The 26,653-nt window shown below is 54.9% G+C and carries 25 protein-coding genes; 13 read left to right on the plus strand and 12 right to left on the minus strand.

The annotated features are described in order from the left end of the window. The first annotated feature begins 94 nt into the window (after positions 1–94). Positions 95–1,879 carry an ATP-dependent DNA ligase gene (locus VK738_05815; GenBank protein HTD22147.1) on the plus strand — a complete coding sequence of 595 codons (1,785 nt, stop codon included), beginning with the start codon at positions 95–97 and terminating at the stop codon, positions 1,877–1,879. Positions 1,880–1,934: 55 nt separating this feature from the next. Here the strand turns inward: VK738_05815 and VK738_05820 are convergent, their stop codons facing one another. Both VK738_05820 and VK738_05825 read right to left on the minus strand, forming a co-directional pair. Next, complete coding sequence (locus VK738_05820) at positions 1,935–2,339, minus strand: DUF2914 domain-containing protein (protein HTD22148.1); 405 nt, start codon at positions 2,337–2,339, stop codon at positions 1,935–1,937. Positions 2,340–2,411: 72 nt separating this feature from the next. Then, on the minus strand, positions 2,412–3,359 hold the full coding sequence (locus tag VK738_05825) for a cation diffusion facilitator family transporter (GenBank protein HTD22149.1): 948 nt from the start codon (positions 3,357–3,359) through the stop codon (positions 2,412–2,414). A gap of 367 nt (positions 3,360–3,726) precedes the next feature. On the opposite strand from VK738_05825, the gene VK738_05830 reads away from it, so the two are divergent. Beyond that, on the plus strand, positions 3,727–4,563 hold the full coding sequence (locus tag VK738_05830) for a BON domain-containing protein (protein HTD22150.1): 837 nt from the start codon (positions 3,727–3,729) through the stop codon (positions 4,561–4,563). A 91-nt stretch (positions 4,564–4,654) separates the two neighbouring features. On the opposite strand, the gene VK738_05835 is transcribed toward VK738_05830, so the two are convergent. Next, positions 4,655–5,185 (minus strand): methylated-DNA--[protein]-cysteine S-methyltransferase, encoded by a 531-nt coding sequence (locus tag VK738_05835; protein HTD22151.1) that lies wholly within the window; start codon positions 5,183–5,185, stop codon positions 4,655–4,657. 153 nt (positions 5,186–5,338) lie between these two features. Here VK738_05835 and rpmB point away from each other — a divergent pair, with 153 nt between their 5' ends. Beyond that, entirely contained in the window at positions 5,339–5,536 is a 198-nt protein-coding gene (rpmB, locus tag VK738_05840; GenBank protein ID HTD22152.1) for a 50S ribosomal protein L28, read from the plus strand. Between the two features lie 127 nt (positions 5,537–5,663). On the opposite strand, the gene VK738_05845 is transcribed toward rpmB, so the two are convergent. Then, a complete protein-coding gene (locus tag VK738_05845; GenBank protein HTD22153.1) occupies positions 5,664–6,050 on the minus strand; it encodes a RidA family protein in 387 nt (128 codons plus the stop codon). Between the two features lie 157 nt (positions 6,051–6,207). On the opposite strand from VK738_05845, the gene VK738_05850 reads away from it, so the two are divergent. Beyond that, positions 6,208–6,624: a hypothetical protein gene (locus tag VK738_05850; protein ID HTD22154.1), complete on the plus strand. Its 417-nt coding sequence runs from the start codon at positions 6,208–6,210 to the stop codon at positions 6,622–6,624. A 26-nt stretch (positions 6,625–6,650) separates the two neighbouring features. Here the strand turns inward: VK738_05850 and VK738_05855 are convergent, their stop codons facing one another. Beyond that, complete coding sequence (locus tag VK738_05855; protein ID HTD22155.1) at positions 6,651–8,915, minus strand: bifunctional (p)ppGpp synthetase/guanosine-3',5'-bis(diphosphate) 3'-pyrophosphohydrolase; 2,265 nt, start codon at positions 8,913–8,915, stop codon at positions 6,651–6,653. 23 nt (positions 8,916–8,938) lie between these two features. Here VK738_05855 and VK738_05860 point away from each other — a divergent pair, with 23 nt between their 5' ends. After that, positions 8,939–9,439: a hypothetical protein gene (locus VK738_05860; GenBank protein ID HTD22156.1), complete on the plus strand. Its 501-nt coding sequence runs from the start codon at positions 8,939–8,941 to the stop codon at positions 9,437–9,439. A gap of 17 nt (positions 9,440–9,456) precedes the next feature. On the opposite strand, the gene VK738_05865 is transcribed toward VK738_05860, so the two are convergent. Continuing rightward, complete coding sequence (locus VK738_05865; protein ID HTD22157.1) at positions 9,457–10,215, minus strand: ceramidase domain-containing protein; 759 nt, start codon at positions 10,213–10,215, stop codon at positions 9,457–9,459. Between the two features lie 29 nt (positions 10,216–10,244). Between VK738_05865 and VK738_05870 the strand changes: the two genes are divergently transcribed. Continuing rightward, positions 10,245–11,144 (plus strand): TIGR01777 family oxidoreductase, encoded by a 900-nt coding sequence (locus tag VK738_05870; GenBank protein ID HTD22158.1) that lies wholly within the window; start codon positions 10,245–10,247, stop codon positions 11,142–11,144. 71 nt (positions 11,145–11,215) lie between these two features. Here the strand turns inward: VK738_05870 and gltX are convergent, their stop codons facing one another. Beyond that, positions 11,216–12,772, minus strand: coding sequence for a glutamate--tRNA ligase (gene gltX / locus VK738_05875; protein ID HTD22159.1), 1,557 nt, complete (start codon positions 12,770–12,772; stop codon positions 11,216–11,218). A gap of 166 nt (positions 12,773–12,938) precedes the next feature. Between gltX and rpmE the strand changes: the two genes are divergently transcribed. Then, positions 12,939–13,166: a 50S ribosomal protein L31 gene (gene rpmE / locus VK738_05880; GenBank protein HTD22160.1), complete on the plus strand. Its 228-nt coding sequence runs from the start codon at positions 12,939–12,941 to the stop codon at positions 13,164–13,166. A gap of 183 nt (positions 13,167–13,349) precedes the next feature. On the opposite strand, the gene VK738_05885 is transcribed toward rpmE, so the two are convergent. Continuing rightward, positions 13,350–13,790, minus strand: a complete 441-nt coding sequence (locus VK738_05885; protein HTD22161.1) for a DoxX family protein — start codon at positions 13,788–13,790, stop codon at positions 13,350–13,352. A 3-nt stretch (positions 13,791–13,793) separates the two neighbouring features. Continuing rightward, entirely contained in the window at positions 13,794–14,750 is a 957-nt protein-coding gene (locus VK738_05890) for a cysteine synthase family protein (GenBank protein HTD22162.1), read from the minus strand. Positions 14,751–15,111: 361 nt separating this feature from the next. Here VK738_05890 and VK738_05895 point away from each other — a divergent pair, with 361 nt between their 5' ends. Both VK738_05895 and VK738_05900 read left to right on the plus strand, forming a co-directional pair. Continuing rightward, positions 15,112–15,603 (plus strand): hypothetical protein, encoded by a 492-nt coding sequence (locus tag VK738_05895; protein HTD22163.1) that lies wholly within the window; start codon positions 15,112–15,114, stop codon positions 15,601–15,603. Between the two features lie 129 nt (positions 15,604–15,732). Further along, a complete protein-coding gene (locus VK738_05900) occupies positions 15,733–16,449 on the plus strand; it encodes a lipid-binding SYLF domain-containing protein (protein HTD22164.1) in 717 nt (238 codons plus the stop codon). A gap of 92 nt (positions 16,450–16,541) precedes the next feature. On the opposite strand, the gene VK738_05905 is transcribed toward VK738_05900, so the two are convergent. After that, on the minus strand, positions 16,542–17,348 hold the full coding sequence (locus VK738_05905; GenBank protein ID HTD22165.1) for an ATP-binding cassette domain-containing protein: 807 nt from the start codon (positions 17,346–17,348) through the stop codon (positions 16,542–16,544). Positions 17,349–17,547: 199 nt separating this feature from the next. Here VK738_05905 and rpe point away from each other — a divergent pair, with 199 nt between their 5' ends. The 3 genes from rpe to VK738_05920 all read left to right on the plus strand — a co-directional run bounded on the left by rpe (position 17,548) and on the right by VK738_05920 (position 21,999). Further along, a complete protein-coding gene (gene rpe / locus VK738_05910; protein HTD22166.1) occupies positions 17,548–18,222 on the plus strand; it encodes a ribulose-phosphate 3-epimerase in 675 nt (224 codons plus the stop codon). Positions 18,223–18,289: 67 nt separating this feature from the next. After that, on the plus strand, positions 18,290–19,759 hold the full coding sequence (gene bamD, locus VK738_05915; protein HTD22167.1) for an outer membrane protein assembly factor BamD: 1,470 nt from the start codon (positions 18,290–18,292) through the stop codon (positions 19,757–19,759). 176 nt (positions 19,760–19,935) lie between these two features. Further along, positions 19,936–21,999, plus strand: coding sequence for a response regulator (locus VK738_05920; GenBank protein ID HTD22168.1), 2,064 nt, complete (start codon positions 19,936–19,938; stop codon positions 21,997–21,999). Between the two features lie 133 nt (positions 22,000–22,132). On the opposite strand, the gene VK738_05925 is transcribed toward VK738_05920, so the two are convergent. After that, positions 22,133–22,957, minus strand: a complete 825-nt coding sequence (locus VK738_05925) for a hypothetical protein (protein HTD22169.1) — start codon at positions 22,955–22,957, stop codon at positions 22,133–22,135. 106 nt (positions 22,958–23,063) lie between these two features. Then, positions 23,064–23,270 carry a hypothetical protein gene (locus VK738_05930; GenBank protein ID HTD22170.1) on the minus strand — a complete coding sequence of 69 codons (207 nt, stop codon included), beginning with the start codon at positions 23,268–23,270 and terminating at the stop codon, positions 23,064–23,066. Positions 23,271–23,839: 569 nt separating this feature from the next. On the opposite strand from VK738_05930, the gene gyrB reads away from it, so the two are divergent. Beyond that, positions 23,840–26,488, plus strand: a complete 2,649-nt coding sequence (gene gyrB, locus VK738_05935) for a DNA topoisomerase (ATP-hydrolyzing) subunit B (protein ID HTD22171.1) — start codon at positions 23,840–23,842, stop codon at positions 26,486–26,488. Positions 26,489–26,653 lie beyond the last annotated feature (165 nt).

The raw sequence follows: 26,653 nt of genomic DNA on the forward strand, positions 1-26,653 counted from the left end.
GGCAGGCAGTAATATGACACAGTGATTTCTGGCCGGGGTACTGCCGGGGAGTATTATCGCATTTTTTCAGGCTGAACCGCATCCCAAGAGCACTATGCAGCAGTTCTCTCAAATCGCCGGTTCCATGGCGTGGACCAGCAAGAAGACGGAAAAAATCCGCCTGCTGGCCGAATACTTGAGCGCCAAGCCTGTGGATGAAGCCGCGCTGGCTGCGATTTTCTTTTCCGGGCGCGCTTTTCCTGCCTACGAAGAAACCACGTTACAAGTTGGCGGAACTTTGCTGTGGCGGCTGGCGGCAGAGATCGCCGGCGTTAGCGAAGCCGAGCTGCGTGACGCTTACCGTCGTTATGGCGACTTGGGAGACGCGGTGGAAGAAGTCTTCAGTATGCGCAGGAGCAAGCCAGCCGCTCCCGGAATCTCTCTGACCGAGTTGGCTGAGTCGTTTCGCAACGTTGCCGCAGCTCGCGGCCCGTCGGCCAAATCGGAGGTCCTTCGCCGATTGCTGATCCGCGCCTCTCCCGCCGAAGCCAAATACATTGTCAAGATCATCTTAGGTGATTTGCGCATTGGCTCGAAAGAAAGCCTGGTGGAAGAGGCCATTGCAAAGGCTTTTGGTGTGAATGTAAAAGAAGTCCAGCGCGCCAACATGATGCTGGGCGATATCGGTGAAACCCTGCGGCTCGCGGCCGCACACAAACTGGCCGAGGCCCGCTTGCGGCTCTTTCATCCTATAGGCTTCATGCTGGCCAGCCCGGTGCAATCGGCGGAGGAAGCATTTGAGGCTTTTGGTTCAGAGGCGCAATTCGCTGTAGAAGATAAATACGACGGCATCCGCGCCCAGGCGCACACCGGCAGCAAAGACGGCCGCCGACTGGTGCGCATCTTCTCACGCACCCGTGACGAGGTTACTGAAAGCTTTCCCGAACTGGTACAACCTCTGGCTTCACTGCCAGGCGAATTGGTGCTTGATGGAGAGATCGTTGCCTGGGAGCAATTGCCTGACGGCGCCGGACGCGCCATGCCTTTTTCCGAACTGCAAAAACGGCTGGGAAGAAAGAAAGTCGCGGCTGCCTTGTTGGATAGCGTACCGGTTACTTATCTGGTTTTCGATGTTCTCTCCTGCGACGGCGAGCTCTTGATTGATCATCCTTTGCGACAGCGTTACGAGGTCCTAAACTCCCGGCTCGCACTGCCTCGCAATTACGAGCAAGTGGCGATGATAGATCCGCAAGGCATGCTGGCATTTGGATCCTCGGGCGCCGCCGAAGACCGCAAAACAGAGATCATCCGCGCGCCTTTTACGCAGGCGACATCACCGAAAGAGTTGGAAGATCTGTTTCTCAAGGCGCGTGAGCGCGGCAACGAAGGCCTGATGTTGAAAGACCTGGAATCGTCTTACACCCCTGGCCGCCGCGGGCGGGCCTGGCTTAAATTAAAGCGCGAACTGGCCACACTCGATGTCGTGGTCACCGCCGCCGAGTACGGACATGGCAAGCGCGCAGGTGTGCTCAGCGACTACACCTTCGCCATCCGCGACGAACAGAATAGCAACAAATTGCTGAACATCGGCAAAGCGTACTCTGGCCTCACTGACGTTGAAATCGCAGAGCTGACGCGCTGGTTTCTGGAGCACACAACCGTGGATGAAGGCTTTCGTCGGCAGGTCGAACCCAAGATCGTTCTGGAAGTCGCTTTCAACAACATGATGAAATCTGACCGCCATGAGAGCGGATTCGCCCTGCGCTTTCCGCGCATTCTGCGCATACGCACCGACAAGCTGCCGGAAGACATTGATACGCTGGCGACCGTGCACGAAATCTTTGCGCTGCAACACGGAGCTCGGGACTTTTCGCCGCGGATGAACGCGGATCAACCCTGATTTAAGAGATGGTTCCAAGAGCGGCGCAAATGCCACCAGCCACCGATTATCAGGGCTATGAAGACGCGGTGAAAGAAATCTCTTTCAAAACGTTCCCATCCGCATCCAGGACCTGTAATTTCCAGTTTCCCGCTTCGTGGATTGTCTTGCGCGACCAGGTTCGGCCCGGCGCCTTCAGTGGAATGTCGCTGGCCGTCTTCCCTTCGTGAATCCAACGATGGGTGATTTTCGTCCCCGCTGGAGCTTGGATTTTTGTCCATCCCACAATTACGTCCCCGACCTTGGCAGTGGTCAATTCCTGTTGTGGCTCATAATCTTTAACGTTCTGGCAAAGCACCATCTTGAGCACTTGAACTCCAGATGCGGCCGGCTGTGTGGGTGCAGCTTTCTGCGCCTGGGCCGGTAGAGCCGCCCAAACCAATAACAACATCGCTACAACAAAGAAATGGCTGATCTTCATGATGCCCCCTTAATAATCTGTAATGCGGTTGGGATTATACGTCGGCTTGAGCAGCCTTGAAACTCTTTCAGATTAATGAGTATGCCTGTGTCCGGCCCCGTGGGATTCGCCAACCGGAATCACGCAGCCATGTGCGACCTCACATACCACGTTCTCGAGTTGAATGGTGGTGTGATAGATGTGAAACGAATCGCGCAGGCGGTCATTCACCTCATGCAGAATAAGGTCGCTGGCCGAAACCGGGATATCAGCGATGCGGATGTGGCATGACAGAGCATGACTCTCTGAACCCAGGCTCCAAATGTGCAGGTCATGCACGTCGAGCACGCCCTCGATCCCCCGAATGGCCTGAGTCACGTGCTCCAGCTGCATGCCACGCGGAGTGCCTTCCAGCAGAATGTGCAGTGTCTCGCGCACGATCCCGACGGCTGACCAGAGAATCAGAGCCGCGATGCCGAACGAGAGCGCCGGGTCAATCCAGTATTTGCCGGTCAGCATGATTCCCCATCCACCCACGATCACCGCCGCGGTGGAGAGCGTATCGCCCAGCATGTGCAGAAACGCGCTGCGCAGATTCACATCTTTGCCGCTACGATAGAGCAGAAGCGCAATGATTCCGTTCATGAGCACACCCGCGGCGGCGGTAACGATCATGAGCGCGGAATGCACGGGCACGGGCTTGAACAAGCGCTGGGCACCCTCATAAAAAATGTAAATAGAGAGCGCCACCAGGGAAATGGCATTGACGAAGGCGGCAAGAACGCCGGCGCGCTGGTAGCCAAAGGTCTTGGTTGAAGTCGGCGGCCTGGTCTGCAAATAAACCGCGAATAACGAAAGCAGCAGGGCCAGAAAATCTGAGACGTTGTGCCCAGCTTCGGAGATCAACGCCAGACTGTTGCCGCGCACACCGGCAACCGCGGTGGCGACAATGTAAAGAAAAGTCAGGAGCAGGGAAATGCGTAGAATCCGCACTGCACCCTGGCTGGTTTTCGACTGCGGAGCTGCGGCATGCACATGCACGTTAGCTTTAATTTTACTTGAGATTCTGCTCTCATCGCGCTGATTCGAGGGGGCATTCCAACAGCCAAAGGTGGGAATCACGGTTCACACTTTTGGAACTGTTCGCAGCCTCAACTAAGGCGTGTTCGCTCGTCTGCCTTTGGCTTCGCTCTAAGCCTCCCGATTTCAGTCACTTGGTCAGCATGAAAAAATCAATCAGAAGCAATTGTCTGGCCCTTGATTTGCAACCTTGAATAGAGAGTCTGAACTTTTTTGTCTTTTTGTTTTTCCTGCTTTGCGCGCCCTTCGTCTGAGTGGAATCTCATGTCTTCCGCCTAAGGTGCGGAACGAATAAAGGAATTGCAATTTCTAACTTGGAGAACCCTTGATGAAAAACTATTTCTACACAACAGTTTTAGCTTTGGCGTTGCTAACAGCATATGCCGTTTCGCAAACTGCCTCGTCTGCTTCCGGTAGCAACCCCTCTCCCGGAGCCCAGAATGGGACTGATAAATCCGCCCCACAGTCTGATCAAGCCGCTCCGGTAGACGACCAGACCCTGCAGAGCAAAATTAGTGGTCAACTGGCAACCAATCCCGCCTTTGTTAACGTTACCGTTGCAGTAAAGAATGGAGCAGCAACCCTCGAGGGCAAAGTCACCTCGAAACAGGATCGCAAAGATGCCATAAAGATTGCCGCGTCGGTTCCCGGGGTAAAAGTCGTGAAAGACAAACTGAGTGTCGAACCTTCGGCTAAAACTGGCGACGGCGCAATGAATCCTGCAGGCCCTACCAGCCATTGGATGGCTCCGCAATCAACCGGCAGCAGCCAGAGTTCGGGACAAACCGGGGCAGGGGCAGCCAGTGGGATGCCGCAAGGTGAGACGACGACAGGCAGCACCGACTCGACCGCGCTACAAGGCCAAATTGAGACCGCTCTCAAGAACGAACCGACTCTGGCCAACGACAACATCAGCGTGGCCGTCACCGATAATGCAATTGCACTGTCAGGCACGGCCGCCACCAGGAAAGAACGGCTGACGGCAAGACGGGTCGCGCTCTCCTATGCCGGTAAACGCATAGTGCAAGACCGCATTACAGTTTCCGGTGCCGGAACCACAACCAACTCACCGGAGAGCCCCACGCCGCGCAGCCCTGAGGATAAAAGCAACCCGAATCAGAGTCCTTCGAACCAGAGTCCCCCAGATCAATCCACACCGAAATAAACCCGCTTTACAGACAACAAAAGGGCGGCCTCAGGGGCCGCCCTTTTTCTTTCACTTACTTTAAAGTTCTAGTCAGATTTAGTCAGAAAATTTAGTCCGAAAACAAACTTCCACTGTGCGCCTGCATCGCCCCTTCCAGCCGCAACAGCTTTTCCTTCATGGGCAAGCCGCCTCCATAGCCGCCCAGAGTGCCCGCGGATGTGATTACGCGATGGCAGGGCACAACAATGGCCACCGGATTCTGGTGGTTCGCCTGGCCTACGGCGCGAAAGCTGCGCGGTGAGCCCACTTGGCGGGCGATCTCAGCATAGGAACGGGTTTCGCCGTAAGGGATTTTCAGAAGCGCCTGCCAGCAACGCTTCTGGAATTTCGTCCCACGCAGATCGAGAGGAAAAGAAAACTCTTTTCTGCAGCCTTCAAAATACTCCTTGAGTTCGCGCACATAAGCAACGGTCTTCTCTTCCGATTCAATCCATTGAATCTTGCTCTTTCCATTGTCGCCTGGTTTCTTCCGCAGAAATTCGCCGCCATGCAAATCCAGCAGGATCATGCCCTGCTCGGACACGCCAACATAAAGAATGCCGACTGGGCTATCGAACTTGGAGTAGTAAAGTAGTTCCATAATTTCATTCTCCTCGTTGTAGTTCCGGAATTCAATTGGTTTGGGTGTATACAGCCGAAACTGACCAGATGCGTCATTTGCCCAAACCCCTCCAACTCCGATAAAATCTAAAGGTTTGTGCATTAAGTTTTGTTCTATCTGGAGTCAGCAGTCATGGCAAGAGTATGTGAAGTCTGCGGCAAAGGTCCGCAGTTTGGAAATAACATCAGCCACGCCCACAACGTGACCAAGCGGCGCTGGGAGGTTAACCTACGCCCCGTCAGGGCCCGCCTCAAGAGCAGCACCGCCCCGGCCAAACGCATGCGCGTGTGCACCAGTTGCCTGCGCAGCGGTAAAGTCGTCAAAGGCTAATTCCGCTTTGAAGCAAGACCTCGCTCCGGCGAGGTCTTTAATTTTTTAGGGAGCTCCGCCGTAAACCGCTGGGGTCCTCGCCGTCCGTTCGCGCGACAGCGCTCACGTCCGTTTCACTCTGTGTGTTTTATGCCAGCGCGACCACATCAATTTCGACTAAAACATCTTTGGGGAGCCGGGCGACTTCCACGGTAGCGCGTGCCGGCGGCGCCGATTTCCAGAACTTCCCGTAGACCTCGTTCATGGCAGCGAACTCCGACATGTTCTTGAGATACACCGTTGTCTTGAGGGCTTGATCTAGGCTTGTACCCGCGGCCTGCAGAATGGCTTGCAGATTTTTCATGACCCGCTCGGTCTGCTCGGCAATTCCTCCGCTGACAACATTACCCGTTGCCGGATCAATCGCAACTTGTCCCGAAACGAATACCAGTCCCGCCGCCTTGATGGCTTGAGAATAAGGTCCTATTGCTTGCGGTGCGTCCTTAGTGGCTATAATTTCGCGTGGGTTTGACATATTAGATTTTTACCACAAGATTTTTATCACAACATGATGCGCAAAAAAGTGGAGAGTTGCTTTGTTAAGTTTTGTATTCGAGTCCTGATTGTAAACCTGACTGCATCTAACTTAATTACGCCACTCATTTATTGTGCAAAAATGGAGGAACTCAGCTATGAGGAATCTCATTCGAACAACCCTGCTTGTTGTGCTGCTGCTGGCTGGCGCATCAGCATTTGCTCAGATCTCTATTGGAATCCAAATTGGCCCGCCGCCGCCACCCCGTGTGGTCCGTGTTGAGCCGCCAAGACCAAGCCCGGAGTACGTATGGGTAGACGGTTATTGGTATCCGGTCGGAAGGCATTACAAGTGGCACGACGGTTATTGGACTCGACCACCCTACGACGGCGCACGGTGGGTGTCGCCTCATCATGATGGAGAACGATATTACGAGGGTTACTGGGAGGGGGACCGAGGCCGGTTTGAACATGACCACCACTGGGACCACGAACGGGACCGCCGTGATGGTGACCGCTATCGTGAGCACGATCATGACGATCACGAACACGACCGGGATCACGATCACCACTAGTAGCACAGCGACCTTCTCACCGATTTTTACACCTGGTGTACGCGCTGCACATCGCGTACACCAGGAATCTTGCGCAAATTGGCGATGATGCGCTCCAGGTGCGCGAGGTCAACGATATCAATCACCAGGTCAATCGTGGCCTGCAGGTTTCCCGTGCGCGCGGCAATATTTTGGATATTGGTATTGTCATCGCTGATGACGGCGGCAATTTGTTTCAACATACCGAAGCGGTCATCGCAGAAGATATTGAGGCTGATGGGATACGTAGGAGCAGCCGCAGTCTCACGCCGTGACGGCTTGCCCCATTCGACGGCAATGCGGCGGTCCGGGTCGTACATCAATGTATTCAGGTTCGGACAGCTCTTCGCATGCACCGCCACACCTTTGCCGCGGGTCACGTATCCCACAATTTCCTCGCCGCGTATCGGGTTGCAGCATCGCGCGCGATACACCAGCAGGTCGTCGTACCCCGTGACTTTGATTGCGGCCGAGTCCTCGCTGCTCGTCCGGGTTCCTGTTCCCGCACCCATGCCCAGGACGCGTCGAACTACACCGGTCAGGCCGCCCTTCTCGCTTGCTTCCTTCTCCGCCTCGAGATCAGATTCTCTCGTACTGCCTGCTGGAATTAGTTTGCCGATCACATTGCGCGCAGCGTATTTGCCGTATCCAACTCCGGCCATCAGGTCGTCGGGCTTGGCGCAGCCGTATTCGGAAGCCACGCGCTGGAAGTCTTCGTCTTCAATGCTCTTGAGCGACAGCTTGAACTTTCTGGCTTCGCGCTCAATCAGCTTGCGTCCAATTTCAATGGCGCGCTCGCGCTGGTGCAGGTTGAGCCAGTGCTTGATTCTCTGACGCGCTCGCGTGGAGGTTACAAACCCCAGCCAATCGCGGCTGGGGTGGTGGTTGGGGGCGGTAACAATTTCCACAATGTCGCCGCTTCTGAGCTTGGTGCGCAGCGGCGCCATGCGTCCGTTGATCTTGGCGCCCGTACAGGTTTCGCCCACCTCCGAGTGGATCGCGTAAGCAAAATCCACCGGCGTAGCGTCGCGCGGCAATACAACCACTTTTCCTTTAGGCGTGAAGGTGTAAACCTCTTCTGGATAAAGATCAATCTTCAGGTTCGAGAGAAACTCGCCTGGGTCCTGGACCTCCTGCTGCCACTCCACCACCTGACGCAGCCACGCCAACCGCTCTTCGTCCTTGGCGCTGACCGGAGCACCGTCTTTATACTTCCAATGGGCGGCGATTCCCTCCTCGCACATTTTGTGCATCTCTTCGGTGCGGATCTGTAATTCAAACGGCGTGCCGTTTTCCGCGATGACCGTGGTGTGCAGCGACTGGTAGAGGTTGGGACGCGGCATTGCAATAAAGTCTTTGATCCTGCCGGCCACCGGACGCCACAAACCATGGATCGCACCCAGCGCGGTATAGCAATCCTTGACCGATTTGGTGATGATGCGGATGGCCAGGAAGTCGTAGACCTGGTCAATCGTGATGCGCTGCCGCAACAGCTTCTGGTGGATGCTGTAATTGCGCTTGATGCGGCTGTCCACGCGCGCATCCACGCCGTTCTCCTTCAGCTTTTCGCGGATCACCGCCTCAATCTGCTGCAGGAAGTGCTCACCGCTCTTGCGCCTCGACTCGATGGCATCGTGCACGCGCTGGTAGCTGATGGGATCGGTGTAGCGAAAGGCCAAATCTTCCAGTTCGCCGCGAATTTTTCCCATGCCCAGCCGGTGCGCGATGGGAGCGTAGATTTCCAGCGTCTCCTGCGCAATTTTCTGCTGCCGCTCCGGAGGAAGCGCCGCCAGAGTGCGCATGTTGTGCAACCGGTCAGCCAGCTTGATGAGCACCACGCGGATGTCATCCACCATGGCCAGGATCATCTTGCGCACGTTCTCCGCCTGGCGCTCTTCCTTCGAGGCAAAATCAATTTTGCTGATCTTGGTCACGCCTTCGACGATCCGCGCTACCTGCGATCCGAACTCGCGCTCAATGTCTTCAATCGTGGCTTGCGTGTCTTCAATGGAATCGTGCAGCAATCCGGCCGCGATGGCGGTGGGGTCAAGCTTGAGCTCGGCGAGAACTGTGGCCACCTCCAGCGGATGCACCAGGTAAGGCTCTCCCGAGGCGCGCGACTGGCCCTTATGGTGCTGGAGAGAATAATCGTAAGCCTTGCGGATAATTTCCAGATCGTCGTTGGGCCGGTTGGCGCGCACCTTCTTCAATAGGTCGCGGTATTTCGTGACCGTCAGCACGTTCGTGGCGATTTGATGCCTAAGCGTGGCCACGAGATTCTGTGCTCCCTGGGGATTTGGAAAATGAAAAGAAAAAGGCTGGAATACCGGCAAGCCTGCATTGCGGCCGCCATGCTGCAGAAACGGCGATGGATTTAGGGTGGCGTAAACACGCCATAATAGATTATAGCCGTCTACCCCGCTGTTTTCGCAGCTTTGCTTTACAATCTCGAACAGAAGGACTTGAGATGTTCTGTCCAAAATGCGGCGACACCTTGGTGGAGAAAAACGGTGTACTTACCTGCGTTCGCGGCAACATGCCACTTTCGCCAAAGCTCAACCGGGATTTTCACGATTGTTTTGCAACAAACACTCGACAACCCAGGGAATCACATTGGAAAAACCGTATTGGCGGTGCATGGTATTGTCCAGGTTGTGGTGTACGCACGACTGAAGAAGAACCTGGCGTAGTTCGCTGCCCAAGCTGCAAACGAAACCTTGGTGAGTTCCTGCTCCATCTCATCGAACTTCATCCTCATCGTCGGTTAGAAAACTCATCCATAACAACTCAGAAATGATGCCGTAAGTGCGAAAATCATGTTACTGGCTTTCTCCGAATCAGCATCCCCAAGATCCACGCGGTCGCCGCTGCCGCGGCCAGGTGTTTGAGCGTGTGTCCACTGACAAGCCCACCAATCGCATAAATTCTTTTGTCTTCCGCTTCCAGAACCTTGGCCAAAACATAAAACCCAACTGCCGGCAGCAAATCTATGGACCGCGTGTAACGCGCCGGAAAGAGCCACATCATCAGTGGAATTCCCAAGGCGGGAAAGAACTGCACGAAAGCATACATGCGCAGGTCGTCAGTCCAATGCCAATACCAGACGCTGGCAACGCCGAGGAGCAAGAGCGGCCCGAGCAAGGCCAGGCCGGCTTTCACATCAATCCGCTCGGCGACAATCGCTGCCAGCAGTGACATAAAACCCATGGTCATCGGCAACCGGTCCCACACCAGCCGGTCATTGTCGGGCGCAAGGTGGTAATAACTCGAGCCAATACAGGTAAGCGCAACTCCGGCAAAGAAAATCAGGTACAACCAGCGCTCACGCGAATCAATGAATCGCACGCGTCCGCGAAGGATTACAGCCATTCCCCAGACTCCCACAAACAGGAACGGGAGATTAGAAATCGTATCTGTGAAATTGGGGATTCCCCACAAAGCCCTCTGATCGGCAAAATGATGGTAGGCCAGCGATTGCGCAATAGGCCGCACAAACCCGAGCGCTACTGCACAAAGGGCCGCAACCCCCACCAGTATGAACACCCGCGCACGGAGGCTAGGTGATAAATTCATGAAGAACGCCATCTTAACAGGAGTTCCTCATGAAGATTCTGGCCAGCGGCATGTCGGGAACCATTGGGTTGGCGCTGCTGCCTGCGCTCGCCTCCGAGAGACATACTATCGTGCGCCTGAAAACCGGAGTCGCTCGTTCCCAAAATGAAATTGCCTGGGATCCGGGGAAGCCGCTGAATCCCGAGTTGATCGGCGGCTTTGATGCTGTCATCCACCTGGCAGGCGAGAACATCTTCGGCCGGTGGAGCCAGGCAAAAAAAACCCGCATCCGCGACAGCCGCGTAAAGGGAACACAGCACGTGTGCGAAGCCCTGGCCCACGGTGAGAACAAACCGGGCGTACTGATCGCCGGCTCGGCCATCGGCTACTACGGCAACCGTGGAGATGAAACTCTGACCGAAGAAAGCGCCCTGGGTAAAGGCTTTTTGGCAGAAACCTGCCGCGAGTGGGAAGCCGCCACCCAGCCTGCTGAGCAGGCTGGGTGGCGTGTGATTCATCTGCGCACCGGCGTGGTGTTGAGCACGCGGGAAGGCGCACTCAAGAAGATGTTGCTCCCCTTCCGCCTCGGACTCGGAGGCAAGATCGGCAGCGGCCGCCAGTGGCTGAGCTGGATCTCAATTGCCGACACCGTCGCCGCCATCCTGCACTGCCTGAAGACTGAATCGCTGCGCGGGCCGGTAAACATGGTCGCGCCCAATCCAGTTACTAATGCAGAATTTTCCCGGACTTTGGGCAAAGCCCTCCACCGCCCGACATTTGCCACGGTTCCGGCATTCGCAACGAAATTCCTTTTCGGCCCAGAGATGGCAGAAGAAACAGTCCTGACCAGTCAGCGCGTGCTGCCCAAGAGATTGCTGGAAAGCGGCTTCCAATTTCAACAGCCAGACCTAAGCGGAGCCCTGAAAAAATTATTGCAAAAACAGCAATGACCCGATGACTCAATGACCAAATGACCCAATTTCTCCGCGTCTCTGCGCCTCCGCGGTTAATTTATTTCGGCCTATCCGCGGGCAAAAGCTCTTCCAAATTCCTCCACCCGTTCGCGCACACTCTTTACATGTACAGGAAGCTGCAGTTTGCTGCCCGCTTCGATAATAGGAATCAGCTTGTCGAACTCCGGCCCCGAGTGCGATCCGATAATGGCGATCCGAATAGGATGAAACAATTCCTTGCCCTTGGTTCCCGTCTCGGTTTTTACTTCATTTACGATGGCCTTGAATTTCTCGGCGGTAATTTCTCCACTCTCCGCGGCAATGCGCTTGCTGAAAGCCGCGATGACTGCCGGGGTATTCTCCAGTTTCAGCACCTCAGCGTTGTCAGGATTTTCCAACGCCTTTTTGGCTTCATGATGAAACAGCATCGCCGCGCGTTCCGGCATTTGTTCGAGCTGATCCACATAAGGCGCCAGCAGCTCCACTACTTTTAAGAACCACGAAAATTCTGCCGTAGAGACGTAGCTCGCTAGGTCTACGGAGGAAAACTTTTCCGGCAGCAGCCCAGCTTTCACAAAATAGGGCTGCGCCAGATGCGCAATTCGGTCGGCGGAACTCTGCTTGATGTAGTGCCGGTTGAGCCACGCCAGTTTTTCTGTATCGAAGATTGCAGGCGAGGGCGTGACCCGGCGCAGATCAAATTCCTTCACCAACTCTTGCGCAGTGAACGTCTCGCGCGTGCCGCCGCTCGGGGCCCAGCCCAGCAGCGCCAGGTAATTCATCAAGGCTTCGGGCAAAATCCCCATGTCTCTGAAGTTGGCAATCGAAGTCGCTCCATGACGCTTGGAGAGCCGCTCGCGGTCCGGCCCCAGGATCGTCGAAAGATGCGCAAACTCCGGAACCGCCATCCCCAGGGCCTCGTACAGCGCAACCTGCTTGGGTGTATTCGAGAGGTGATCGTCGCCCCGGATGACGTGTGTAATCTTCATCAGCGCGTCATCCACCACCACCACGTAGTTGTAAACCGGGATGCCGCTGGAGCGCGTGATGATAGGGTCGCTCACGACTTCATTGGAAAACTCCACCTCGCCGCGCACGATGTCGTTAAAGCGAATGGGATGCTCTGGAATTCTGAGCCTGATCGCAGCCGCCTCCCCTGCCACGCGGCGCTTTTCCGCCTCCGCCGGGTCAAGCACGCGGCACTTGCCGGAATAAATATGCGGCTTCTGTTCCGCAACCGCCCGCTGGCGATCGGCTTCCAGCTCCTCTTCCGTGCAGAAGCATAGGTAAGCTTTGCGTTCGCGCAGCAGTTGCTCGGCGTAGTCGTGATAGATCTGCAACCGGTCGCTCTGCCGGTAGGGGCCATACGGACCGCCGCCAGGCTGCGTGGTGATGTCCGGGCCCTCGTCCCAATCCAGGCCCAGCCACTTCAGGTCTTCGAACAACTGCGTCTCATAGCGGGTCTCACTGCGCTCCACATCGGTATCTTCAATGCGCAAGATCATCGTCCCGCCCTTCTGCCGGGCAAAGAGCCAGTTGAACAACGCCGTGCGCACGTTGCCTACGTGCAACTGACCGGTGGGAGAGGGTGCAAAACGGACACGAACTTTTGATTTATCGCTCACAATTTGATGTTAACAAAAGCAGTTGCCAGTTCCAGAGCAAGACCAGATTCACCATTGGGTCATTCGTGGTGGACTTGCAACCGGCAACTGCTTCTGAATCCTCCAGCTTGCGAAGAACATCAAAGCCTTATAAAATTAAAGCTCCTCTGCGAGGTATTAAGAAGTCATGAAAGCAGCTATTCATCCCGCCTACAACGAAGTGCGCGTGCACTGCGCTTGCGGGAACACGTTCACCACTCGTTCCACCCACAAGGGTGCCATCAACCTTGAAATTTGCTCCGCCTGCCATCCCTTCTTTACCGGCAAGCAGAAGCTGGTGGATACCGCCGGCCGCGTGGAGCGCTTCCGCCGCAAGTACGCCAAAACCGGCACAGCCGCCACCAAGCAACAGTAAAAGATTTCTGACAATAAGAACCTCCTCGTTTCGAGGAGGTTTTTTATTGCTTCGTCGGTGGCTCTAAAGGTAGCTCTAAACGCAATCGCGGATTCTTGTTGACGCTGATCCGCCGAACGTTGTTTTAACGCCTCTGCGTTCCTCGGCGTACTCTGCGGTTAACGGTTTTTCTCGTGAAGTCGTCTACTTTATCGCCGCCCACCATATCAACCCAATAAACAAAATCTGCATGGGAAGTCGTAACCAGAGCGCGGTGGCGGGCTTGTTGTTCAACAGGATTTTTCCCCGCGCCGCTTTCACGTTCGCCGGAAACACCGCCAGCAAAAACAGGATCAGGCAAATTCCCGCGAGCGCGCGGGCCGCGGGAAGCAGCAATCCCATCGCTCCCAACAGCTCAAGCACACCCGTGATGTAAACCAGCAATAGCGGTTTGGGAAAGATGGCGGGCATCATGCGCACCATGTCGTGTTTGAGTTTCGTGAAGTGGCTTGCTCCAGTAAAGGTAAACATGACGGCCAGCGCATAGCGTGCCGCGTCGTGCCAGGTGGCAAACGCCGCGTAGCCGAGGGCTCCGATGCCGCGAAACACCAGCCATGATCCAAACAGCGCTATGAGGACAACCATTTCTTACTCGTCCCAGAATCTTTCGCTCAGATACTTGTCCCCGGAGTCAGCAAAAATGGTCACAATCACGCCTGTTTCTTTTTTCGCTGCCAGTTCCTGCGCAACTTGTAGAGCACCCAGGGCAGCCGCTCCCGCAGAGATTCCCACCAGCAGGCCCTCTTCCCGCGCCAGGCGGCGCACCATGGCGTAAGAGGCTTCGGTCGAAATGCCCTCGTCGCGGTCGGCGAGCTTGGGATCATAGATTTTAGGCACAATCGCTGTGGCCATGTGCTTGAGTCCTTCTAGTCCATGAAAGGGCGAATCGGGTTGTAGCGAGATGCACTGAATGCGCGGATTCAGTTCTTTCAGCTTCCGGGTCGTGCCTACAAAAGTCCCGCTGGTGCCGAGCGTGGCCACAAAGTGCGTGATCTCGCCTGCGGTTTGCCGCCAGATTTCATTGGCCGTCCCTTCGTAGTGCGCCCGCCAGTTGGCTTCATTGGAATACTGATCAACATAGACGTAGCGGTCAGGTTCATTGGCTGCCAGCTCGCGCGCTTTGCGGATGGCACCATCCGACCCTTCTGCCGGATCGGTCCAGACCACCTGGGCGCCGTACGCTTTCACAATGCGTTTGCGCTCCACCGAGACGTTCGACGGCATGCACAGCGTGACCTCGAATCCCTTGGCCGCTCCCAGCATGGAGTAAGCAATGCCGGTGTTGCCGCTGGTGGAATCGAGCAGTGATTTGCCGGGCTTCAGCAATCCCCGGCGCTCCGCGTCCGCCACAATAGAAGATGCAGCGCGGTCTTTGACTGATCCACCCGGGTTACACCACTCGGCTTTGGCAAGAATCTGAATGCCGGCAAGGGTGCCCACGATGCGCTCCAAGCGCAGCAGTGGAGTGTTGCCAACGCGATTGAGCTGCCGCTCCCCGAGAAGAGCGCCGTTGGGCGAAACGCTGCTGGAAACCGTTTTTGACATGGTTGAAGGCGGGTAGAACCTGATTAGTTAAGCACCTTAAGCTGCTGAAAACAGTTCGCTTTACATTTTCCCTACAAATCAAATTTGCGGAAAATGCGCTAGCTGTGCGAAAGTGTCCCCAGGCCTGTCTTTCAGTTTAGCCAAGCAAGGTGCTAACAGGCAATGTGGGAGAAACGAAAGTAGCGGGCTGCTTGGAAATTCGTGATCCAAGTTTCCTGGTTCGAGAAAATCTTTAGCCGGTCGATAACGACTCACAAGGACGACACTTTCAACGTAACCCACAGCCAGCCGCAGACAGTCTTAATGTCTTACGGCTCATTTTGGAATCAAATTTTAGAGTTGTTGGTAAAAGTAGAAAATCATGGTCAAGAATTATCAAGCCCGCAAATATGAAGATGCAGTCGCATGGCTGCGCGATCACGGCTTCGACATCCTCGAACCCTCCGCCACCAGTAACCGTGTCTTCCTGAAGAAGTACAACGTCTCAGCAGCCATCGAAAAAGACCCCAAGACCGGTGCCGCCAAAGTTTTCGCCAGTCCAGGCTATTTAGTAGGCGGAGAGATCGCCAAGCTGATTGACCGCGGCTATCAGAAATTCCTCAAGACTTCCAAGACCGAAGTCCCCGCCACCGCCGACCACCTGAAGGCCATCCATGAGTTCACCGAAGAATTGAAAGAGGCCACCGGCCTGCCCAGCCTGTATAACGAATCCATTGGCACAGTCAGCGACAGCTATCAGTACGACCGCGTGGAAAACCGCGATGAACCCGAATCCGCCCGTCCCAAACGCCCGTGGGAGAAGGCAGAACCGGCAACCCCAGCCAAGTCTGGTTCTGGCAAAAAGAGAGCATAATTTTAGGAAGTTCCTAATTTCGTAACTCTGCTGAAAGTCCACTTCCCTTAACTCGCAAAAAACTTGCAAAGAGAACGAACCTGGTTAAAAGCCTTGCTTAAAAAGGGCGTACACTGGGGAAGTAGGCTCATGAAGAAAAAGACACTTAGGTTACTGTTTGCGACGGTGCTGCTGTCAACCTGTGCTCGGGCCCAGCAGCACGAACAGGAGCGCCTGAAGCAAGCAGGTGAAGTCCTCGAAGAAATCCTCAATATTCCCGACAATCTTCCCAAAGGGATCCTTGATAAATCCGAGTGTGTGATTGTCATCCCTTCGGTCAAGAAGTTTGCATTCGGCATTGGCGCCAATTACGGACGCGGGGCCATGTCATGCCGCAGTAACCAGAACTTCACCGGTCCCTGGGGACCGCCTGCCATGGTCGCCTTGGAAGGCGCCAACATTGGCTTCCAGATCGGAGGACAAGCCATAGATTTTGTTCTCCTGGTGGTGAATCCCAAGGGAGTTGATTCGATCCTGAAAAGCAAAGTCAAACTTGGCGCAGACATCGCCGCCGCTGCGGGCCCCAAGGGGCGCGATGCCCAAGCCGCCACCGACGTGCTCATGCGCGCCGAGATTCTCACATATTCCCGCTCGCACGGCCTCTTCGCCGGGGTTTCGCTTGATGGTTCCACCCTGCGTCCAGATAATAGCGCAAGTGAAAAAGTCTACGGGCGCAAGATTACCGCGCGAGAGATTGTCCTGGAACATGCGGTAAGCACGCCATCCTCAGGCGAGTTGCTGGTCAGTACGCTGCAAAAGGCCTCTCCCAGGAATTTGTCGAACCCCAAGTCTCTTTCCACTCCTTAAGCCGGTCCGCATAACTTAGGGACGCCCGTGGAGTTAGCGCGCAGCTGCTTGGATGACTATCTAGCACAGCTTTGGCTGAGTGCTGACTGCTTTCAAATCTCTGGCGTTGCTTCCAGCAAACTGCGCGTGTAAGAGTGCGCAGGCCTCGAGGTCACCTGCTCACAGCTTCCCAGCTCGACGATTTTCCCGCGATACATTACTGCAATACGCGTGGCCAGATAGCGCACGATAGGCATGGAGTGGGAGATGAACAGGTAAGTCAGGCCGAATTCCCGCTGCAATTGCGCCAGCAGGTTCACAATTTGTGCTCCCACACTGACGTCAAGCGCCGAAACCGGTTCATCGCAGACAATGAGCCGTGGTCGCAGCGCTAAAGCCCGGGCAATTCCGATGCGCTGCCGCTGTCCCCCGGAAAATTCATGTGGATAGCGTTCGAGGGCCGAGCCATCCAGACCCACGGCGCGCATCAGCTCTGCAGCCCGCAAGTCCATATCCACTCCCTCGATTTTGTGGATGTGCAACGGCTCAGTCACGATCTCGCGTACACGCATGCGCGGATTAAGCGAGCCGAACGGGTCCTGAAAAATGATCTGCATGTCGCGGCGTAGCCGGCGCATTGCCGGGGCAGAAGCGTTTTGAAGATTTTGCCCGTCAAAGAAGATTGTGCCCGAAGTTGGATCAATCAATCGCAGAATCAGCCGTCCCAGCGTGCTTTTGCCTGAACCCGATTCTCCGACCAGACCGAGGGTTTCTCCCGCGTGAATTTCGAGGCTGACTCCATCCACCGCGCGGATTTCGCCCTTGCCGGCCGCGAGTTGGCCCACGGCGGGTTGAGGAGCAAAAATGGAAGCTCCCAGAGAATAAATCTTGGTCAGTTCACGAACTTCGACGAGCGCCACATGTAAGAAGCTACAGGCTTTCCGCTCCAGGCTGCAACTTAATCCTCAAGGCGATCTTCTGTAAAGTTTTGCATGCAACCTATGAGCAGCTAAGAACAGCAAAATGGCCCGTAACCGCAATTTTTATGCTTAATTATTCATTCCAGCCACTGTTGATTCTGCTAGAATCAGGGCTGGTTTATTTGCCGCAAAGCATCCCATGATTGAGCTCGCGCCCTCAATTTTATCGGCCGATTTTGCCCGCTTGGCAGAGGAAGTTCAGGCCGCGTTGGCCGGAGGCGCCACGCTGTTGCATGTGGATGTAATGGATGGGCACTTTGTCCCCAATATCACCATTGGTCCACCGGTGGTTCAATCGTTGCGGCGGGTAACCGATGTACCGTTCGACGTGCATCTGATGATCGAGAATCCTGATGAGTATATCCCGGCGTTCGCTGACGCTGGAGCGGATTGGATCTCGGTGCACCAGGAAGCTTGCATACATTTGCATCGTACGCTGGAACACATTGCTTCCAGAGGATTGAAGGCCGGCGTGGTCATCAATCCGGCCACTCCAGTGCAGACCTTAAGTGAAGTGCTGGATATGGTGGACCATGTGCTCGTGATGTCGGTGAATCCCGGCTTCGGCGGGCAGAAATTCATACCGGCATCGCTCGAAAAAGTGCGCGCCCTGGCCAATATTCGCAGCGCCAGGAATTTGGGGTTCCGGATTGAAATTGATGGCGGCATCACTACCGAGACCATCGCAGATGCTGTACGGGCAGGAGTAGAAATTCTGGTCTCAGGTTACGCCGTGTTCGGGAAAGGCAATGCCCGCGATAACGTGGAACAATTGCTGAAGACTGCACGGGAAGCAACCCTTCTCAAGGTATAGACTTGGTAGGGCGTCTTTGACAGGAAGCAAGGCAAGTTACAAAAAAACATAAGCGAGTTGATTTCTTATGGTCCGTAAAATTTTCGCTGTTCTTCTATTTGCTCTCATCCTGCCGCTCGGGGCGATGGCCGGCCTGTTTCATCACAGCAAGGCGCAAAATCCGCTGGCCAATTTGGATTCCAAACAGCCCGATAAAGTCCTGTTCGACCGCTCCATGGACTTCATGAAGCACAGCAAGTACGATCAGGCGCGCATCACGTTGCAGACTCTTATCAATACCTATCCCGATTCAGAATATATCGCGCGCGCCAAGCTGGCCATCGGCGACGCCTGGTACGCAGAAGGCGGCACCACTGGCCTGGCTCAGGCAGAGATCGAATATAAGGATTTCATCACCTTCTTCCCCAACATGCCGGAAGCCGCAGAAGCGCAGCTCAAGGTCGCCAATATCCATTACCGGCAGATGGAAAAAGCAGACCGTGATTTTACTCATGCCAAGCGCGCCGAAGAGGAATACCAGCAGTTAATTTTGCAGTTCCCCGACAGCAAGCTTGTGCCGCAGGGGAAGCAGCGGCTGCGCGAGGTGCAGGAAGTTTTAGCAGAGAGGGAATTCGGCATTGGCAAGTTCTATTACATGCATGAATCCTGGCCAGCCGCCATTGCCCGCCTGCAAACTGCAGTGGATACCTACCCCTTGTACAGCAAAGCTCCGGAAGCACTCTATACACTAGGCGACATCTACGAAAAAGAAATTCAGCGCACGCGCGATGCCCGAGGATTACAGGAAGTCCTTAAAGGAAAGCTGATCCAGGATTTCAGCAACAAGGCGACTGAAGCTTATTCCCGTATCGTTTTGCACTACCCAATGACTCAACGCGCCAGCGATGCCAAGCGCCGTCTGCAGGCCCTGGGGCGCCCCATACCTACTCCCTCGTCGGACGCAGTTGAACAGGATAAAGCCATTGAGGCCAGCCGCTCTGGCCCGGGGCGTATTGACAAAGTTATGAGCAATTTCCGTCGCTCTCCTAATGTGAAGCAGGCGGCCCACGCGGGCGAACCTACGATGACATCTCCGCAGGAAACCAGCGCGGTAGCTGTCGTCCGCGAAACCACCGACGCCCTTAAGAGCGACGTTTCGTTGGAAATCCGTAATGGTGCCCCCACGAAAAATGATGCCGCGCCCAACTCCAATTCGCAGAATTCACCTGCGCCTGAAACTCCGGCACCGGCTCCGCAGCAACAGCCCGTCTCAAGTCCTGCTCAGTCGACGCCTGCGACTCCTGACACCGGAATTCCCGAATTAAAGCCCATAGAACCCGGGACATCGCAAGCGCCCCCGTCACAGGCTGGTTCTGCACCAACCACGACTTCAAACACGCAAAGCCAGCCCGCAGCCCCGGCGCCCGCACCCGCACAGGTCAACGACGCGAGCAACCCAGAAAACGGCTCGGCTCAGCAGAGCAATGCTCAATCTCAAGATCAGACTGGGGGTTCTTCCTCCAGCAAGAAAGGGAAGAAGAAAGGACACAAACAGTAATTCCGTTTTAAGCCGAAATAATAAGTGTTTTCTCCTGAGCTCCCCCCGCTCTAGCCGGTTTATAATGGGTCAATCGCCGGGGATGTTGCCCTTTAAGGTGCCGTCCTCATTGACTTGCGACCCAATAAACAGTAACGTTTCATTCACGCTCCCCGCCTTATTAAGGATTAATCGTTGTGGCGCTAAAGATTTTATTGGCCGACGACAGCATGACTGCCCAAAATATGGGCAAGAAAATTCTCACGGAAGCAGGCTATGAAGTTGTGGCTGTTTCCAATGGTGCTGCTGCCGTTAAGAAAATTGCCGAAACAAAACCCGATGTAGTGGTGCTCGACGTGTACATGCCGGGCTATACCGGCCTGGAAGTGTGTGAGCGCGTAAAAAGCGCTATCGAGACCACGAAGATTCCTGTCCTGCTCACTGTCGGCAAGATGGAACCCTTCAGGCCCGAGGAGGGCGCTCGCGTCAAGGCCGACGGCGTTATTGTGAAGCCGTTCGAGGCCAGCGATCTGCTCGCCGCTGTGCAGAAGCTTGAGCAGCGGATCAATTCCTCAAACTCCAAGGCCGGCCCTGCCAAGGTGGTGGTGACTCCTGCGCAACCCCCGTCCGATGAACCGCCAGAATACGAACGCACCCTGAAGATCAAAACTCCTGTTTTCGACGAAAAAGACGAGAGTTATCAGACATGGAAATCGGCCACGGCTGCGGCGGATGAGCCAGCGCCCCAAGTGCCGGTCACGGGCGAACTCCCAGAAGAAGATTTCCCTTCGGCCGCGGCCGAGCCGCATACCGTCAATGTTCCCACTGAAATGCGAGCTTCGCCTGCAATGGGCATGGAGCATCTTGGTAATGAGGTCACGCCCGACGCCGAACAGACCACCACGGAGCTGCTGGAACGCAACACGGCTTACCTGGAAAGATCAACCAGTGAAATCAATCCCTACCAGATCATGGAGGAAGGCGTTGATGATGAATCCACACCGAAATCTGGTGTAGGAAGGTTCTTCTCAAAAGCCAAAAGCTGGTTCGGCGGCGCCAGTGCACTGGAAGGACTTGAGGGAGAAGAAGGAGCAACCGCTACAGCCCACGACGAAAGCGAAGCTGAAACAATAACCTTGTCTCATGGAGCCGTAGAAGAGACCATGGAGACTCTGGCTCCAACTCCACGTCCTGGGCCATCGTCTGCGCATGAGCACGAAGCTGCTCCCGTGCATACTGTAGGTTCCGCGCACGACATAGACATGGAGACTGCCGCAGATATTCATACGGAATCGAAAGCTGATGTCGCTCCCCACGCCGAAGTTTCCGATCTACACCTCAGTGCGGTGGTGTCTTCCTGGGAACCTCCCCAGCCTGAACCCGCGCCTGCCTCGTATGAACCGGAATTGGAAGTCGTTCCATCTTCAGCCCAAGAACACATTCCCTCTGGTACAGTCCCGGATTTAGAGGTCACAAGCCAGCCATCTACCCGTGATGTGCCCGCCGGCGCGACTGGCGATTCCATGCTGGTGACCGATGTTAATGAGATGTCAGCTCAATTCCCAACACGGTTCGGTGTAAAAGATGCCGAGCCGGTTCCGGTGGGCAACGCCGCTGATTATCCTGAACTTTACGGACACACAAGCGGAACGGTGGAAGAGCACGCCAGCATTGAGGATACCCAGGAGATTGACCCACCCGCGGAATTAAGGGAACAGCCCGAGACAGCGGGACATACGCAGGATTTTGAAGCACAGGTCGCCTCCGCAATAGGTTCCAAGTGGTCAGAAGATGCCGCTGCGCAAGCTGATGCGGGGCTTCCTCATACCCACGAAGCTGCTCTTTCCGGATGGTCGGCAGAAGAAACCCATCTTGAAGAAAATGAAATCGGGGTCTCGTTGCATGAGGAAATGCAACAGCAATTCTCCGGGGAGCATACCACCGTAGAGCACGAGCTGGACCCGTCTCATTCATTGGAGCCCACTGCGGCCGCTCCGCCCCAAGCCGCTGCTCCGGAAAACGGGCCCGATGCCCAATTGGCAGCCGCGATGGCTGCTGCTATGGGAACAGAGGTCACCCCTGCGCTGACTGAGGCCGTACATCAGGCGTTTACAGGCGACGCAACCATAGCCCTGGATAAGCATACTGCTGTGATCGCTGAGATTGTTCATCGCGTGACCGAGCGTATGAAACCCGAACTGGTAGCAGAAATCGCGCGTGAGCTCGCCTTAGAGGTCAAGAAAGAAAAGAAAAAAGAGTAGAACAACCGGGTACAGACGCGAAGTCATACGCGCACGAATTTTTGCCTTCCTTAAACTAATCCAAACAGTAGGTGGAATTCCTTGCAAAAATACTTCTGCAAAAGTAGGAAAGATTTTGAAGGGAATATATTTTTTACTTCTTAGATGCCATCACTCGATCCACAATGCGTTCCATACTGGGGATAAAAGTCCCACCCAACTCTTCGGATTCTTCTCCTGATAGCACGTGGTTCCAGCGCTGCAGAATGGGTTTGGGAGCAAACTGCGCTTGTTCGGTGATGCGAGCTGGTTCGGGGGAAAATATGTATACTGCCCAGGTTACGACAGCAACGTTGTAGCAGACGATCAAGAGCATGTTGTACATTGGATGCCAACTCACCCCTAACTGAGCACGCAGACTATTCAGAATCAAATGTGCAGAAGCATTAAACCCAAATCCTAAGGCAACACCGAAGCTGTGATGTTTCCAAGTCATGCCCAGTCGGGAAGAGTACATTAGCAGGAATAACAGCAAGCCACCTTGGATAAGCAGTACCCCGCGTTCGACCGCCATGATTCCTAAGGTTATACGGTATGTATTTCCAGCCGTGGAAGTAATTACCATGACAATGGCGGCTACTAACAAAACCATGCAAGCCCAGCGAAAAATAACCCGGGAAAAATCACGCAGTGCTGCAAAGGGGCGGAAGGCATTGTCAAAAATTTCATAGATTACCGCAAACCCGAGCATCGCACCGACTGCTATGCAGGTCCAATAAGCGTAAAAATAGGCCGGCTTGTTTCTCAACTGAAACACCACAAAAAGGCCTATGCTGCTTAAAACCTGAAAAACAGTGTAGTGAAAAAAGAAGGGTAATTCTTCCCGCAATTTACGGTGCACCATCATGTAGGCTATGGCGCCCTGGATGATCATGGGAATGATCCACAGTACGTAATAAAGTTTAGGGGCAAGCAACATGACTCATTTCCCGCCAGTAAGCACACCGCACCATCAACTGCCGAACCAGGAAGCGTATCTTAACATCTCGATCTGGCAGCCTACAAGTGAATTCTGATTGTCCAAATTACTTCGGAGGGATCAGACTAAGCGATGTTGCACACACCTCCATAGGTGCGCAAGTCGGCACCGGACCATCATGCGGCTGCGGCAACGCAGGATTTAGGCTTGCTGCTGAAGTAGCCTTCACGGGCGTGCTGAGGCCATAGAACAATCCAACCAGTACGAATAAAGTAATAACAATCATTAAAGCTTTTTGTGTGAAGTTTTTCATGCGAGGTCTCCTCAAGAATTTTTTTAAAAGTTTTGGCGGGCCCTTTGCAGGGCAACTGAGTATAGGGGCCGAATGGTCCATTGGTGTCATTACATTCGGCGTGTCTGGCTACATGCATCCGAGCATGTACTAACGTAACCAAACGGTCGGAATTGTAATCGTTGGGCCGCTCTTTACGCCAGCGTTAAATTACGCTGCGCGAAGGATTGCCTGCGGCGAGTGGCTTCGGTTGCTGCATCGCACAACGGGATTTGTATTCACATCACCCTGAATTCATTTGAGTCATTCGAGTTCTCAATCTCTCCAATGGGTCCTCGCACCGTACAACGTTTTGTGAAAAATTGGCTGTGATTTCGGATTTATTTTACGCAAATATGGTTTATTTTCAGAGGTTGGATGGCGTCCTCAAAAGCAGAAAGACTCCGGTCGTTATGGTATAATTCCAATTGAGCAACCATCTACTAAGTGACTTTAATATCAACAACTTAACTTGAAGTCGGTGCGATCTTGATAGTAGGCGCACAGTACCCTTGCTCCGCGTAAAGAACGTTATCGGAGACCCTCAAAGCATGGCTTCCAATTCCAAAGTGACGGCAGTGGCAACCACAAAAGAAAACACCAAAGCGAAGAAATCCAGCGGTGAAAACGGCCAGGGAGACTACACCGCCGAATCTATCAAGGTCCTGGGCGGCATGGAGGCGGTGCGCAAGCGCCCGGCGATGTACATCGGCTCGACCGGCGAAATGGGTCTGCATCACTTGGTGTATGAAGTCGTGGACAACTCCGTAGACGAAGCCCTCGCCGGATTTGCCGACAAGATTGACGTCACCATCCACATTGATAACTCAATCACAGTCGTGGACAACGGGCGCGGCATCCCCGTGGATGACATGGTGATTGATGACGAAAAACTCTCCGCCGCACAGGTGGTCATGACCAAGCTGCACGCTGGCGGAAAGTTTGACTCTTCCACCTACAAAGTCTCCGGCGGATTGCACGGCGTGGGCGTAAGCGTAGTCAATGCACTTAGCTATCAGCTCGACCTGGAGATCTGGCGCGACGGGCACGTGTGGGAGCAGACCTACAGCCAAGGCGAGCCCACCAGCAAACTTAAGAAGACCGGGACTACAAAGAAGCGCGGCACCAAAGTGCACTTCGTTCCCGATAAAAGCATTTTTACCACCACCGAGTACAACTTCGATACTCTGGCGCAGCGCCTGCGCGAGCTGGCCTTTCTCAACAAGGGCCTGCTCATTACGCTAACCGATGAGCGCAACACCGATTCCAAGTCGGGCGCCGCCAAGAGCCATGAGTTCAAGTACACCGGCGGCATTGCCGAATTCATCAAGCACCTGAACCGCGGCAAGCAGGTACTGCACGACAAGCCCATTTACATGGAAGCTGAGCGCGACGGCGTGGCCATGGAAATCGCACTGCAATACAACGACGGTTACTCGGAAACTGTCTTCTGCTTCGCCAACAACATCAATACGGTCGATGGCGGCACGCACCTTTCTGGCTTCCGCACCGCGCTCACCCGCACCATCAACTATGCCGGACAGCAACTCGGACTGTTCAAAGATGTAAAAGAAAACCTCACGGGCGACGATGTGCGCGAAGGCCTGGTGGCGGTGATCAGCGTGAAGCTGTCGCAGCCGCAATTTGAAGGGCAGACCAAAGGCAAGCTCAACTCCGATATTGCCGGCATCGTGCAGGCTTTTGTAAACGAGAAATTGGGGGCATTTTTTGAGCAGCACCCGCCCGTGGCACGCAAGATCATCAATAAGGCCATTGAAGCCGCGCGCGCGCGCGAGGCCGCCCGCAAGGCCCGCGACCTGACGCGACGTAAAGGCGCGCTCGATGGGGGAGGCCTGCCAGGCAAGCTGGCCGACTGCTCGGAGCGCGATCCTAACCGCTGCGAGCTGTTCCTGGTGGAGGGCGAATCCGCCGGCGGAACCGCCAAGCAGGGACGCGACCGGCGATTCCAGGCCATCCTGCCGCTCAAGGGCAAAATCCTGAACGTGGAGAAAGCCCGTTACGACAAGATGCTGGGGCACGAGGAAATCCGCGCCATGATTACTGCGGTGGGCACCGGGATTGGCAAAGACGACTTCGATCCCAGCAAGCTGCGTTACGGCAAGATCATCCTCATGACCGATGCTGACGTGGATGGCTCGCACATCCGCACGCTGCTGCTTACTTTCTTCTTCCGCCACATGCAGGAGTTGCTGAAGCGCGGGCACGTCTTCATTGCGCAGCCGCCGTTGTACTCCATCAAAAAAGGCAAATCGCAGCAGTACATCAAAGACGACCGCGAGTTCGTGAAGGTCATGGTCAAGCGGGCCTCCGAGGGCATGGTGGTGCGCTACGGCGAGGGTGCGGCCAAGCTGGAAGGCGCTCCGCTCACCAAGTTTATGACCACCTTGAACGAATACCTGAGCTTCTTCGACAAGGTGGATAAGCGCTTGCGCGACGCGCGGGTCACCGAACTGCTGCCCAGGCTGGGGTTCAGCGCACGCACTGATTTTGAAGGGGAAAAGAAGACCCCGCCAAAGAAAATCCTGCAGCTCGAAAAGCAGCTCAAGGGCCTGGAGAAATCCAACGGCGTAAAAGAGATCAGCCTGCAATTCGATGCCGAGCACAACCTGTGGGAGGCGCATTTTACCGACGCGCAGGGCGCCGAGCGCAAGATCAACTGGGAACTGGCTTCTACGCCTGAATACCGCCAGATGATCTCCAAGCACAAGCAGATCCAGGAGTTTATGGAACCGCCCTTCGTGGTGGAAACCATCGGCCGCTCGGCTGCAACCGCGCAAGAAGGCGAAGCGGATGAAGAATTAAGCGAAACCGAGCGCGAAGCCCTGGCCAAAGCCGGTGTCACGGAAAAAGAAAAGAAGGCGGCCAAACCTGCGGCGGGCAAAAAGAAATCGCCTGTAGAAACGGTAGAGAAGCAGTCAGCGCGCGAGCTGTTCGATTACGTGCTGAACCAGGGGAAAAAGGACTTCACAGTGCAGCGCTACAAAGGGCTGGGCGAGATGACGGCTCCGCAGTTGTGGGAGACCACGCTCGATCCGGAAAAGCGCACGCTGCTGACGGTCAAGATGGAAGACCTGGCGGAGTGCGAGACCATTTTCTCGACGCTGATGGGCGAAGACGTAGAGTCACGGCGCAAGTTCATCGAAGAAAATGCCTTGGACGTGAAGAACCTGGACATCTGACGCAAACTTGAAAGCTTGCGTTTTAATCAAAGTTTTCAAGTTAGTTCTCAGTTCCCGGTTCTCAGTTCTCAGTTTTCAGGAAAAGCAAACCCGCAGTCGTTAGTCCCCGGAAACCAAACAACGCTCTTGACCAAGTGTTCTTCGAGGAACACTTTCTGGAACAAG

Source organism: Terriglobales bacterium, assembly GCA_035487355.1.
In the GTDB taxonomy this organism is placed as follows: Bacteria; Acidobacteriota; Terriglobia; order Terriglobales; family Acidobacteriaceae; genus QIAW01.